The sequence below is a fragment of the Paenarthrobacter sp. E2MeOHC11 genome (genome assembly GCF_058744955.1).
Genome location: NZ_CP196673.1, coordinates 3,456,670 through 3,470,200, shown reverse-complemented (window position 1 = coordinate 3,470,200; position 13,531 = coordinate 3,456,670). Strand labels below are relative to the sequence as shown.

Sequence of the window (13,531 nt, the reverse complement as noted above, 5' to 3'; positions counted from 1 at the left end):
GCCACATAACTCTAGACATTAGACATCAAACGTCTAACCTTTAGATATGGCCGCGACGACTCCTCTTACCCCCAGCACCGGAAACATCCCTACGATTCCCACCGCCCAGGCTGCTCCTGCCCTTTCGGTCAACGCAGCCGTCCCGAAGACCCGCGTCGTCGCCGTCGTCGGCATTATTGCCGTGGTCCTTATCGGCCTGAACCTGCGGGCGGGCATCACCAGCGCCGCAGCGCTGTTCCATGAGCTGCAGCAGGTGCTGGGCTACGGCGCCCTGGTCGCGTCCATCCTGCCGTCCATCCCCCTGCTGTGCTTTGCTGTCGCAGGCATGGGAACGTCGTGGTTGACCCGTCGCGTGGGTGTCGAGAAAGCCATTGCCATAGCCCTGGCGCTGCTGGCCGGCGGCTTGTTGGTACGCGGTGTTCCAGTGACGGGCGCCCTCCTCGGCGGTACGGTCCTGGCGATGTCCGGACTGGCGGTGTGCAATGTGGCCATGCCGTCCTTCATCCGCGAGCACTACTCCGAGCGCACCTCCATGATGACCGGCCTTTACACCTTCACCATGTCCGGCGGCGCCACCTTCGCCGCAGTCGTCAGCGTTCCGTTGGCGCAGGAACTCGGCTCACCGTCCATGGGCCTGGCCGCCTGGGGCCTGCTGGGTGTCGCAGCCCTCCTCGGCTTCCTGCCGATCGTCCTGCACACGCACCGGAGCGCCACCAAGACTGATCGGCCCCGCGTGTCCATGTGGCCGTTGCTCCGCACCCGGCTGGGCATCCTGATTACAGCGATCTTTACGTTCCAGGCCTTCCTTGCCTACGCCGTGATGAGCTGGTTCGCCTACATCCTGACCTCCCAGGGCCTCAGCGCTTCAGAGAGCGGCCTGCAGTTCGGTGTCATGCAGCTGGTCTCCGTAGCTGCCGGCATGATCCTCCTTGCGTTCGGCTCCCGGCCCGGCATGCTCCGCCCCGCCCTGTACCTCGCCAGCAGCTCCACGTTGCTGGCCATCGCCGCCATGGTCTGGCTGCCGACGTCGCTGGCGGTTGTCCCGGCCGTCTTGTTCGGATTCGGCTTGGGCATCTTCCCGCTGGTTTTGGTGATCATCAGCCGCAGCGGACGGTCGACGGCGGAAACCACCGCGCTCTCCACCATCGCCCAATCGCTGGGATACTTGATTGCGGCCATTGGCCCCTTTGGCATGGGACTGCTCCACAGCGCCACCGGCGGCTGGGTACTGCCCCTGAGCCTGCTGTCCATCGTGGCCGTGGCGCTCATGGTCACCTGCCACCTGCTCACCAGCAAGCGCACTGCCACCAAGACCGGACCGAGGACTGCATGACCCTGACTCCATCGCATCGCCCGGCCCTGGCCGAGGAGGTCACTTCCAAGCTCCGGGACATGATCAAGTCCGGCGAATGGCCACTTCAGGAGCGCATCCCCGCGGAGCCCGAACTCATGTCCACGCTGGGCGTTTCGCGGGGAACCCTGCGCGAAGCCATCAAGGCACTGGCCCACTCCGGAATGCTTGAGGTACGACGCGGCGACGGCACGTATGTGCGGGCCAACAGTGAGATGTCCGGCGCGGCCCAGCGCATGTACCTGGAGCACACCCAGGAACATATCGTTGAAGTCCGGCTCGGCCTGGACACCCAGGCTGCCCGCCTGGCCACCAAGCACGCCACCGCCGAAGACCTGGCCGAAATGCGACGTCTCCTGGCGCTACGCCACGATGCTTGGCAGGCCGAGGACTATCCCACGTGGGCCAGCGCCGACTGGGAATTCCACGAGCGCGTTGCCTTGGCGTCAGGGAATCCCCTGCTGCACCAGTTGTACGTTTCGTTCGGTGGCGTGTTCCACAACGACCTCCTCAGGCAGCAGCGCAAGGGCGGCTTCAACGGCATCCCCCGCGAAGGGCACGACGAATTGGTGGATGCCCTCGAAGCCCACGATCCCGACGCCGCCGTGCGCAGCGTGTACCGGAACCTGGACTACTGTTCGGACCAGGGCCCGCGGTAACTAGGTTGTTTCGATGCCGGCCCCGGCGGCATCCTTGAACCTGGCATTGATGAGCACCACATCCCGCCCGGCCCGGTCCAGCAAGCTGGCGGCAACACTCGCCCTGTAGCCCGTGGCGCAGTGCACCCAAATTCTGTCATCCGGCAGCTCACTGATCCTTGCGAGGAGCTCGTAGACGGGCACGTTCAGCGCACCCTTGATATGGGAAGTCTTGAACTCGCCAGGACGCCGGACGTCCAACACCATGTCCTCCGGCTCCCGGCCCTTGAGGAGAGCTGTCCAGTCCCCATGCGGGTAGCTCGCACGTGGAGACTCCGGTGCCCACTCACCAGGTTGAGGCCCGACGGCGGCATCCGGGTTGTCGATGCCGATCCTCGCCAAGTCGCGGATCGCCTTATGCACCTCGCCGTGTGGGCCCAGCAACGTGAGCGGTTGGTTCCACGGGATGACCCAGCCCAGGTAGCTGGTGAAATTGTCGCCCTTCCCGTACTCGAAACTCACGCTTCCGTGCAGGTGGCTGTCCGCGAACGCGACGCGATGCCGCAGATCCACCACCCACTCCCCAGCTGTGAGACGCCGGTCAAGTTCCTCCGGATCAACGGAGTCCGGCACGTCCAAGTCCGCAGGGCCAACGCCGGCCGCATTGAGTGGGCTCATGTGGGCGTAATACGCGGGATAGGCCGTGATGTTCTCCAGAAGCTGCGCAACGAAGTGGTCCTCGTTGGAATCCGTCAGGGCGTGGTTGGACTCTGCTTGCTCGCCGATCGTCGATGATTCCTGGTGGCTCGCGGGGCCGATGGAGCAGAACGATCCGAAGCCGTGGGTCGGGTAGAGCGCAGCGTCAGGATGCGCCGAGTCCACCAATCGGCGGACCGACGAGTATTGGTCGTGGGCCAGCTTTGCGGTGTCGTGCGGCGATACCAGGTCCGTCCGTCCGACGGAACCGTAGAGCAAGCTGCCGCCGGAAAACACAGCCTCAGGGCCGCCGTCGTGCGTGTCATCCCGGACCACGTAGGAGAGGTGCGTGTGCGTGTGACCCGGGGTTGCCACCACCGAGACACGAAGGCGGCCAACGTGGAGGACCTGGCCGTCAGTGACGGGAACCCTCACAAACGAAACCTCATCGGCCGCGTTCACCAAGTACGCGGCACCGTGCTTCTCCGCCAGAACCAAACCACCAGTGACGTAGTCATTGTGCAGGTGCGTTTCGGCCACATGCGTGATCCGCACGCCGGCTTCACGGGCAGCCTTTTCAACCCGGTCAATGTCCCGTTGGGGGTCTATCACCACCGCCACAGTGCCGTCATGCACCAGGTAGCTGCGGTCCCCCAACTGGGGAGTTTCGATGACCACTACGTCCATGGTTCAGGGTACCGCGGGTGCACGGAACGGAAGCAGAGGAGCTTACTGTGGTGATTCCTGCACCAGGAATCACCACAGTAAGCTCCTCTTGAGTCAGCCCACCCCTTTGTCTCAGGTTATGGAATCATGATTCTCTTCATCGCTCGGGTCTCCTGAGGCCAGAAACCGGTTCCTCGAAATTGCGATGCTCCAAAAAATGAGAATACCGAGAACTGTTGCAGATGCAAGTGAAAACGCCCCCTCTACCAGCCACTGCAAGAAAATTGAATTAGTGCGCTGGCCCAGCTCCGTTTCTGGTTGACCAATAATGATGGCGATAATCATCGTCATGCCCAATGTGATGGTTGCTCCCCAAAGTGGGGCCACCGAGCCATTCGATTTCTGAGGCGAGAAACGGTTGCGGAAAACCCCCATTGTGACTGCACTGAGAATCACTGTTGCGAGATGGTATTCCCACGCGACCCTCGGAACGATGGCTTGAATAGGGTTGCCTGGAAAATCTGTAATAATCCCGTCATGGGCGTTTCGAGTTTGGATCAAAAGGAAACCAAGGGCAAGTATCCAAGCAACTGTAACCATCATCGACCCGAGCGTTCGAACAACACTGGTGCTGGGCACGTTGCCTAGTCCAACCGGTTAAGAACGAACGCACGCTTCGATGTGCTTCGCGGCAGTTCGACCGTGTGAGGCAAGTCTTCGAGGCCTTCAACCAGGAGCAGTCCGCTTGCCCGATTACTCTTAACCGAATCTGCCCGCAGGGACTTCGATGTCGGGTTGGCTTCCAGTTCGACATCAGCGGGCACCAGATAGGCGGTAACTCCCTTCGCGTTAGCGGCTGACTGATCGCCCCAGAGATGGAGTGAAAGACCACTCTCATTGAAGTGGGCCCGTGTCATGCAAGCCGTTCCGATGTTTCCTGCCGGCGCCTCGAGGGATACGACCATGCAGACTTCTGACCGATCAGAGCTCACAGCCGCATAGTAGGACGCGCTATCTGTCTTCTTTAGCAGGCGCATGGAATCTCTCGCCAGGTCAGACAAGGCATGGCTTGCGGTTACAGCTGAAGGGGGCAGGTCCATTGCCCGCTGCTCTTGGCCTAACGCAGGGACCAAAACGTCCGGATCCAGCGAACCCTCTTTAGTGGCGAGGGCCGGGGACGCGAAGATGGCCAACGCTACGCTGGAGATCGCGAGTGTGGCAGCGGCGGTCGAGCGTAAGTGCTTTGATGAAAAAGTCATTTGCTACTCCTGAAGGAAGAGGGAAGGAAAGCCAGGTCTCAAATGCAATACGGCTTATTGTCGTGACCTGGCACAATCAACCCCTGTTGTCCCTTGAATTTGAAGCCCGTAGCCCCACCAGCAGTCGCCGTGCGTCAAAGCGGCAGGCAAGTGCGTAAAACGGGTACGGGCATGATTGGGTACGTCAATACCTCCATAGACATAACCGCTGTTATCCCCGCGAGTTCGGACGTACAACTTGCCGCCAAAAGTGGAATTCATGAATCCCTCACCGCCGACATTCGTTCCACCGTATCCGCTCTCTGCGTGCTGCCCTTGCGCAATTGGTTTCTGCAATGCGTAGTAGATGTCCGAGGCACCATGTGCCGCGGCGGGAATTCCTAGCGGAATCACAACCATCATTGCCATGACAGCAGCGGATTTTAGATTTCCAACCTTCATTGCTCCCCCTGAGAAAGCGGCGACTACGATGTCGCCGTCGTGAGGGAATGTTTACATCTTTCTGATCATTGCACCAGTTAATCATTTTCTGGAGTGTCAATAATCCCGAATTCGAAGAAATATCTGGATTTCCGCGTCACGAAAGAGCAAAAGCCGTTTCGCGCATTGCGATCTGCGTGCTGCATGATGTGGCAGCTCTGGTCCTGGCAACCGACACTGATCCATGCAAAAAAGACCCACCCTAGTTGGTCCAAGCTGGGTCGTCGATTGATGCTGAACGGTTTGGTAGGTGTAGGGAACACATACTTGGGCGGCCTCTACGAACAACTCTTCGGATAACGAACTAGCTCCAGATATAGCTACTCCCCGAAAGGCAGAACTGATTTCTCAGCTCAACTTCCGGGGAGCAGCTAGATGGGGTGACCCCCTCGTAGTTTTAGACCTGTGCGGCTACGCCATCACGGGAGATGTTGACCATGTCCTCGCGCGGCACCACCTTGATGCGCTCGCGCTTGACCTCAACACCGTGGGAAGTACCGGCTTCGGTGGCTGCTGCGCCGAGGGCGAGTTCGTGGGCGTCCAGGGCCAGCCACCCTTCCCAGCTGGTGAACTTCACGCCGCGGGCGTCAAGGAGTTCCACCACTGCGTCAGCTGCGGGAACCTCGGCCAGCGGCAGGTTTTCGCGGTCTTCAAGGAGGTAGGTGACGGTTTCCAGGGCATCGCCCTTGGTGTGACCGATGAGGCCAACCGGACCACGCTTGATCCAGCCCGTTGCGTAGAGGCCCGGCACGTGCTGGCCGTCGGCGTCCAGGACGCGACCGCCGTCGTTGGTGACGACGCCCTTCTTGTGGTCGAACTCGACGTCCGGCAGGGCCGAACCGAAGTAGCCGATGGCGCGGTACACGGCCTGGACCGGGTAGTCGATGAACTCGCCGGTACCGCGGGCGTTGCCCGTGCCGTCCAGTTCGGTGCGCTCGAACTTGATGCCCGCAACCTTGCCCGGGGTTTCGGCGGAGTCCACGATCTCCACCGGGCTGTGCAGGAAGTGCAGGTGCAGGCGACGGGAAGCCTTGAGCTCGGAGAGGTCCTCAGGCTGCTCGGCGATCCAGTTGGTGAGCGTGCCAACCATGGTCTTGATCTGGTTGTTCGTCTGGACCTGGCGGTCGGACTCTTCGTCGAATTCGAAGTCCTCGGCGTAGAGGATGATGTCCACGTCCTTGGAGTGCGAGAGTTCGCGGAGTTCCAACGGGGTGAACTTCACCTGTGCCGGGCCGCGGCGGCCGAAGACGTGCACGTCCGTGACCGGCGAGCTCTTGAGGCCGGCGTAAACGTTGTCCGGGATTTCGGTGACCAGCAGGTCATCAGCGTGCTTGGAGAGTACGCGGGCCACGTCCAGGGCCACGTTGCCGTTGCCGAGAACAGCGATCTCGGTGGCTTCCAGCGGCCATTCACGGGAGACGTCCGGGTGTCCGTCGAACCAGGAGACGAAGTCGGCGCCGCCGAAGGAGCCTTCGAGTTCGATGCCCGGGATGTTCAGGTCCGCGTCCTTGATGGCGCCGGTGGCGAAGATGATGGCGTCGTAGTGCTTGCGGAGGTCCTCGATGGAGATGTCCGTGCCGTAGTCCACGTTGCCGAAGAAGCGGATGTCGCCGCGGTCCAGCACCTTGTGCAGCGCGTTCACGATGCCCTTGATGCGGGGGTGGTCCGGAGCAACACCGTAACGGATGAGGCCGTAGGGAGCCGGGTAACGATCGAAGAGGTCGATGCTGACGTTGAGCTCGCCGCTCTTGACGGCCTCGCTCTTTGTCAGGATGTCCGCTGCGTACACGCCTGCCGGGCCGGAGCCGATGACGGCGACGCGAAGCGGACGGTCCGCAGAACCTACGGGGGTGCTAATTGACACGGCTGTGTTCCTTCTTCTTCTCAGTTACTGCGGACGCGGGGACGATTGGGGGTGATAGTGCTGTAGTCAGCGGTCTTGAAATGCTGCGGTGCAAACGGGCTGACACGGACCACATCGCCGATCACAATGACCGCCGGGTTGGCCACGCCGACGGCTTCCGCCTGGTCCGCGATGGTACCCAGAGTGCCGATGGTGACGCGCTGGTCCGGCAAATACCCGTTCTCTACGATACCTACTGGTGTGTCCAAAGGCAGACCCGAGCCTGCCAGCTCAGCCGCGGAATCACGCAACTGCGCCACTCCCATGAGCAACACCACAGTGTGATCGGGGCGTGCGGGGACTTCGGACAACTCTTCGTGTCCGGTCACCACGCTGAAGCCCTTGGCCAGGCCACGGTGCGTCACCGGGATACCGGCAGCGGCCGGAACCGAGATTGCCGACGTCACGCCGGACACCACTTCAACCTCGACGCCGTTCTGGCGGCAGAACTCTGCTTCCTCGCCGCCGCGGCCCAGGACGTAGGGGTCGCCGCCTTTGAGGCGGACCACGCGGTTGCCCTTCAGTGCTTCGTCCACCAGGATGCGGTTGATCTCCAGCTGCGGAACCGGGTGGTGGCCGGGCGTCTTGCCGACCTCGATCACGCGGACATCCGGGGCAAGCTCTTTGAGCAGCTCCCGCGGGCCAAGTCGGTCGGCAACCACGACGTCGGCCTGGCCCAGCAGGCGCCTGCCGCGGACCGTGATAAGTCCCGAGTCGCCAGGACCACCACCGACGAGGGCGACGGAGCCGGCGGGCGTCTTACCGGCGGCGTCCGGCTTGCGGTGACGGCGGAGCGGAAGGTCACCGGTTTCCAGGGCGGTGGCAACGGCGTTGCGGAGGGCCATGGCTCGGCGCGGGTCTCCCCCGGCATTGATGGCGATCTTGACGTCGTCCACCACGGCCACGGCGGGTGTCCACGCGGCCGATGCTTCATGGTCCGAGGCGTTGACGCACCAGATGCGCTGCGCTTCGGCGTCGGCCGCTACCTGGGTGTCCACGGCGGATGCGCCAGTGGCGGTCTGAACGAACCAGACGCCGTCGAGGTCTGACGTTCGGTACTCCCGCGGCTCCCAGGTGAGGAGTCCGGATGCGGCGAGTTCGCGAAGGTTCGCGGTGGCAACGGGAGCGACGACGGTGACTTTAGCCCCGGCGTCGAGCAGCCCCTTGGCGCGGCGCTCCGCGACGGGTCCGCCGCCCACAACCAGCACCGGTCGGCCGAGCAGCCGCAGCGCGGTGGGGTAAATGTCCTGTATTGCCATGAAAAAACTGTAGGGCGGCTCCGTAACATGCTTCAAAGGCTTGGAAACACCCGGTAACGCTGGGTAATCCAACGTCACATACTGCCCCGCTAGTTCGGGGAAACCCTGTCTTTAAGCGTCAGGTAGTGGGCCCGCTGCTCCTTGCCAAGATGCTCGATGGCGTAACGAAGCGTGGTGCGCGGCATGGTGGCTGCGTGTTCGTCGAGGAACGCCAGGAGTCGTTCGCGGCTGCTCCGGCCAGCGTCGCGTACCCAGCCGCCCACGGCCTTGTGGATCAGATCCTCTTGGTCTGCGAGCAGGATCTGGGCGATGGCGAAAGTGTCATCCAATTGGCCCTCGCGGATAAACGCCGACGTGGCGACGATGGCTGTCCGGCGCTCCCACATGTCCTCCGAGCGCGCCAGTTCATACAGCGGGTCCCGTGGCTTGTCCATAAGCCACCCACCCACCACGCGCCCCGCCCCCAGGTCCACCAGGTCCCAGTTGTTGATGCGGTCGTGCCGTCGCAGGTACAGCTCGTAGAGGCTTTGGCGTACCGCTTCCGTGGTCTTCTTCTTCTGCGCTTGGAGCGACATGATCTTCACGGCTCCAGCCCGCGCCTCGTGGATGTCTTCCTCCAGCAGCTGCTCGATCTCGTCCAGCGGCATGACCGCGAACTCTTTGGCAAGCGTGAATACCTCACCCATGCGCACGCCCATGAAGAAGTCACCCTCGGCATAGTCACCTTGGCCGGTCTTGAAGTACCGCTGGTATTTGGCTTGCTCGACGTCGGACTGCCGCATCTTCAGGCGCTCCAGGAACCCGACGGCGGTGGGCTGGGTTCCCGGCGCCAGCGCGGCAGGCTTTCCGGAGTTTCCCGCCTTGGGCGCCTTCCCGGTTATAGGTGTCTTTCCAACCTTGGGGGTCATCCCTCAATAATGCGCCTAAAAGACGGACCAGCCAGTACGGGTAGTGAATTCGTCCAGCGCGGCCACGCCAGCCACGGAATTCCCGGAGCGCCCCAGGCCAGGACTCCACACGCTGATGGAGCACTTGTTGGGGACCACTGCGACGATGCCGCCGCCGACGCCGCTCTTGCCGGGAAGGCCCACCCTGTAGGCGAATTCACCCGCGGCGTCATACGTTCCACAGGTGAGCATCACGGCGTTGATCCTCTTGGTCTGCGCCGGAGACAACAGCAGGCTTCCTGCGGCTCCGAGGCCGTTGGACGCGAGGAACCGGGTTGCGAGCGCGAGGTCTTCGCAGGTCATGGCCAGGGCGCATTGCTTGGCATACGAGTCCAGGACCTCATCCACGGGGTTCTCCAAGTTGCCGCAGCTTGCCAGGAAGTGGGCCAACGACGCGTTGCGGTGGCCGTTCCCCAGTTCGGAGGACGCCACAACGTGGTCCGTGTCGACGTCTGCATTGCCGGTCTCTCGCCGCATCAGGTCCCTCACGGCGTGGGCAGCGTTGCCCGTCAGGCTCAGGAGCCGGTCGGTCACCACGATGGCACCGGCGTTGATGAACGGATTTCGGGGTATGCCTTCCTCACTCTCCAACTGGACCAGCGAGTTGAAGGGGTTGCCCGAGGGTTCCCGGAAAACGCGCTTCCAGATGCGGTCCCCGTCAGAAGCCAGCACCAAGGCGAGGGCGAAGACTTTGGAAATGCTCTGAATGGAGAACTCCACGTGAGCATCTCCGGCCGAGAAGACTTCGCCGTCCCGCGTGACTACGGAGATCCCGAACTGGTGCGGGTCCACTGCTCCGAGTTGCGGGATGTAGTCGGCCACTTTTCCTTGACCGACGTGCGGTTGAACTGCTCCCACGATGTCATCGAGGAGATTCTGGATATCCATATTTCTAGCCCCTGGTCCCTGTGTAGGTCCAAAGCCTGATCTGGAGGTGTGCCAGCAGGCGTTCATCCGCGGATTGCAGGTCCAGGCCAGCCACCTCGCAGGCGCGGCGGAGCCTGTAGTGAACGGTGTTGCGGTGGACAGCCAATTCCTCGGCGCATCTGTTCACGTCGCCAAAGAACTCCAGATAAGTCAGGAGTGTCAGCGCGAATTCCGGATAACGGCTGCACAGCCGAGTGATTCCTGCATGGCGCAGGGTGGTCCGCGATTCCATCAAATCCAACAATTCCCTGGTCAGGACTGTTGTTTCCACGTCGCTGTACGAGGCCACGCGCACGTCCGGTGTTGCTTCCATGACTTTGAGGACGCTGCGCACGTGGTCAAGGGTGGCGTGCAGGGCGTCAAGGCGCGGAACGATGGGACCAACTGCTGCCTGCACCTGGAAATGAAGGTGGGTGGTGGCATCACGAACAATGGTGTTGACCAGGCGATTGATGGCGGGGAGGGATTTCAGCGGGTCCACATCGGGCAGGATGATGGCCGTTTCCATCCCCAACGCCCCCACGACGGCGCCTGGTCGATAGGCTGCCGCGTGGATTGATGCCACTTTGGAGAGCTCTCCCCTGCGGAGCTGAAGCCCCGCCGCGCTCTGGCTAAGCCCGCCCGCCGAGATCAGTATCAAAGCCGCTGGCTTCGACGGGTCGATGCCTGCCGATTGGGCCTGCGAATGGACTTGTGCCGTTCCACTGAGCAGGCCGGACACACGGTCCTCGCGCATCGACTGGGACTGCTCATTGCGGTGGCGTACCAATTCGATGGCCGCATGCCGGGCTGCACCCACCATGATGCGGTCCGTGTTGGCCGCCAAGGGTTCAGCACCTTCCTGCAACCAGATGTATCCCATGACACGGCTGCCCGCGTGAATGCCGATTGCCACACGTTCACGAAGACCCGCATCAAGGTTGGCTTCCACATGGACAGGCGCTTCAGTGGCCTGCAGGTGCTTGTAGACTCCTGATTCCTTCAGGAGTTTTTGGTACTTTTCAGGGCCACGCCTCGCCAGGATGGATAGCCGGCGGAGCTCGTCAACGTCATTGGATGCCGGGGAGTAGGCAAGAACCCGGTTGCCCGGATCTTCGATCACCACGTGCCCGTTGGTCAGTGTGGCCGTGGTTTGGGCGATTGCGAACAAGTCCCGGTGAACTGACATGGGGGTTTCCCCTGGCACATCGTTCTCACGGACCCGGTCCAGCGCGATGCTCTCGAACTTATCCCAACGGAGTCCCGGGGCAACCGCCACCAGCCCAATGCCGGTCGGTTGGAGCAACTCGGCCGCGGATTCCAACTCGGGCTCGCTGCCCTTGACCGCAACTGCCGTGGGACGGCCCCCCATGATGCGGCGGAGTGCAGGGAGCGCCGCACGCCCGCGAACGCCGATCAACATGACCAGGGCGCCTGGGCGGATCTCGTCGTCGTCTTCAGCATCAACAATGACAGTTTCGCGGACGGTTCTGTTGTCCTCTGCCGGGGCCAGCAGCAACCGGGCGTTGCCGACACCCAGGTCTTCCAGGACATCGCTCAATAAGGTGACGACTCCGTCGTCGTCAATTTCCAGGGCTTTCAACGAAGCTATCGCTTCCTCTCCACATCAGTTTCTTCAGCAGTACGCTTCCTCGCCATTGAGGGCGCCGCCGGTACATGTGCGCAGGCACGCACAGCGAGAAACATTACCGGCCCTTCAGAACAGCAGTGTTGTCCTCCCGGCACAAGAGCCGGGCCCTGAATTTGGTTCGCCAGCCAATTTGTTGTCGACGGCAGCGACCTAGAGTTGGTGACTGTCCCACACACCACAAAGACTGCCTGCAGTGCGGCCAATTTCAGGCGCAATTGCCAAGCAGTCAGCCCCACGTTGTGGAGTATTGAGCCACCTGAGGTGGCAACGGAGTCAAAGGAGACCCCCGAAGTGATACCCACCCCTGCGTCCACACAAACCCTTCCCTCCCCAACAGACCTGGCCGCCAGTCCGCCGTCGAACGCTTTCGCCCAAGAGGAAACCGGCTACCGCAAGACCCTCAAGCCCCGGCAAATCCAGATGATCGCCATCGGCGGCGCAATCGGTACCGGGCTGTTCATGGGCGCCGGAGGACGTCTCAACGGATCCGGACCTGCGCTGGTCCTGGTCTATGCCGTCTGCGGATTCTTCGCGTTCCTGATCCTCCGGGCACTGGGCGAGTTGGTGCTGTACCGCCCCACGTCGGGCTCTTTTGTTTCTTATGCCCGCGAGTTTTACGGCGAGAAAATGGCCTACACCGCCGGCTGGCTGTACTTCCTGAACTGGGCCATGACCTCGATTGTGGACGTCACCGCCGTTGCCCTCTACGTGAAGTTCTGGGGCCAGTATTGGGCGCCCATCAATGACGTCCCGCAGTGGTTGATCGCGTTGATCGCTTTGGTAGTGGTGCTCTCCCTGAACCTGGTGTCCGTGAAGATCTTTGGCGAGATGGAGTTCTGGTTCGCCATGATCAAGGTGGGCGCCCTGGTGACGTTCCTCGTGGTGGGAATCTGCTTCATTGTTTTCGGCGGCCGGACGGACGTGGGCATTCCGGGCTTCAACGTCATCGCCGAGAACGGCGGCATGTTCCCCATGGGCTCCGTGGCGCCGCTCCTGGCGATCAGCGGTGTGGTGTTTGCCTACGCTGCGGTGGAACTCGTGGGCACCGCGGCCGGCGAAACGGCCGAACCCCACAAGGTAATGCCAAAAGCGGTAAATACCGTAGTGATCCGCATCGGAGTCTTCTACGTCGGCTCCGTCCTGCTGCTCTCGCTGCTGCTTCCCTTCACGTCCTACAAGGCCGGCGAATCCCCCTTTGTCACCTTCTTCTCGCACCTCGGCGATCCGCAGGCCGGTGCCATCTCCGCATCCGTGATGAACTTCGTGGTCCTCACGGCGGCGCTCTCCAGCCTCAACGCCGGGCTGTACTCCACCGGCCGCATCCTCCGCTCCATGGCAGTGAACGGCTCGGCTCCGCAGTTCACCGGACGGATCAGCGCGTCCGGAGTGCCTTACGGCGGCATCCTGCTCACGGCCGTCATCACCTTGGTGGGCGTTGCATTGAACGCCGTTGTCCCTTCGCAGGTCTTTGAGATCGTGCTGGAAATCTCAGCGGTGGGCATCATCGGCGGCTGGGCCACCATCATGCTCTGCCACATCAAGCTCCAGAGCTGGGTTCGCAGCGGCAAGGTTGCCCGGCCAGCGTTCCGGCTGTTCGGCGCCCCCTTCACCTCTTACCTCACGCTCGGTTTCCTGGCCTTTGTCCTGGTCACCATGGGGTTCTCGGAAACAGGTCGCTGGGTGCTGGCCTCGCTGCTGGTCCTGGTGCCGCTGCTGATCGCCGGCTGGTACGCGTATCGCGGCCGCATCCGCACCGCCCTGACGTCCTAGACCCC

Annotated in this window: 12 protein-coding genes; 3 read left to right on the top strand and 9 right to left on the bottom strand. The window is 62.2% G+C overall.

Going from position 1 to position 13,531, the window contains the following annotated elements; genetic code table 11:
- Positions 1–46 precede the first annotated feature (46 nt).
- The gene (locus ACSSVG_RS16130) at positions 47–1,333 is read left to right on the top strand and encodes an MFS transporter (protein WP_231340696.1); all 1,287 of its coding nucleotides are present in this window, start codon (positions 47–49) and stop codon (positions 1,331–1,333) included.
- Complete coding sequence (locus tag ACSSVG_RS16125) at positions 1,330–2,010, top strand: FadR/GntR family transcriptional regulator (RefSeq protein WP_253468797.1); 681 nt, start codon at positions 1,330–1,332, stop codon at positions 2,008–2,010. Before ACSSVG_RS16130 ends, ACSSVG_RS16125 begins: the two co-directional genes overlap by 4 nt.
- Here the strand turns inward: ACSSVG_RS16125 and ACSSVG_RS16120 are convergent, their stop codons facing one another.
- From ACSSVG_RS16120 to ACSSVG_RS16080, 9 genes are all read right to left on the bottom strand, one after another.
- Positions 2,011–3,372: an MBL fold metallo-hydrolase gene (locus ACSSVG_RS16120; RefSeq protein ID WP_253468799.1), complete on the bottom strand. Its 1,362-nt coding sequence runs from the start codon at positions 3,370–3,372 to the stop codon at positions 2,011–2,013.
- 111 nt (positions 3,373–3,483) lie between these two features.
- Positions 3,484–3,954 (bottom strand): hypothetical protein, encoded by a 471-nt coding sequence (locus ACSSVG_RS16115; RefSeq protein ID WP_231340049.1) that lies wholly within the window; start codon positions 3,952–3,954, stop codon positions 3,484–3,486.
- 41 nt (positions 3,955–3,995) lie between these two features.
- Positions 3,996–4,610: a hypothetical protein gene (locus ACSSVG_RS16110; protein ID WP_231340050.1), complete on the bottom strand. Its 615-nt coding sequence runs from the start codon at positions 4,608–4,610 to the stop codon at positions 3,996–3,998.
- A 54-nt stretch (positions 4,611–4,664) separates the two neighbouring features.
- The gene (locus ACSSVG_RS16105; RefSeq protein WP_253468801.1) at positions 4,665–5,051 is read right to left on the bottom strand and encodes a hypothetical protein; all 387 of its coding nucleotides are present in this window, start codon (positions 5,049–5,051) and stop codon (positions 4,665–4,667) included.
- Between the two features lie 436 nt (positions 5,052–5,487).
- Positions 5,488–6,954 (bottom strand): FAD-dependent oxidoreductase, encoded by a 1,467-nt coding sequence (locus ACSSVG_RS16100; protein ID WP_253468803.1) that lies wholly within the window; start codon positions 6,952–6,954, stop codon positions 5,488–5,490.
- Positions 6,955–6,974: 20 nt separating this feature from the next.
- Complete coding sequence (gene cobA / locus ACSSVG_RS16095) at positions 6,975–8,252, bottom strand: uroporphyrinogen-III C-methyltransferase (protein WP_231340053.1); 1,278 nt, start codon at positions 8,250–8,252, stop codon at positions 6,975–6,977.
- 89 nt (positions 8,253–8,341) lie between these two features.
- Positions 8,342–9,160 (bottom strand): DNA alkylation repair protein, encoded by an 819-nt coding sequence (locus ACSSVG_RS16090; RefSeq protein WP_231340054.1) that lies wholly within the window; start codon positions 9,158–9,160, stop codon positions 8,342–8,344.
- A gap of 15 nt (positions 9,161–9,175) precedes the next feature.
- Complete coding sequence (locus ACSSVG_RS16085; protein WP_231340055.1) at positions 9,176–10,087, bottom strand: glutaminase; 912 nt, start codon at positions 10,085–10,087, stop codon at positions 9,176–9,178.
- Between the two features lie 4 nt (positions 10,088–10,091).
- Entirely contained in the window at positions 10,092–11,708 is a 1,617-nt protein-coding gene (locus ACSSVG_RS16080; protein WP_231340056.1) for a PucR family transcriptional regulator, read from the bottom strand.
- Between the two features lie 339 nt (positions 11,709–12,047).
- Between ACSSVG_RS16080 and ACSSVG_RS16075 the strand changes: the two genes are divergently transcribed.
- On the top strand, positions 12,048–13,526 hold the full coding sequence (locus tag ACSSVG_RS16075; RefSeq protein WP_374110819.1) for an amino acid permease: 1,479 nt from the start codon (positions 12,048–12,050) through the stop codon (positions 13,524–13,526).
- The last annotated feature ends 5 nt before the right edge of the window (positions 13,527–13,531 follow it).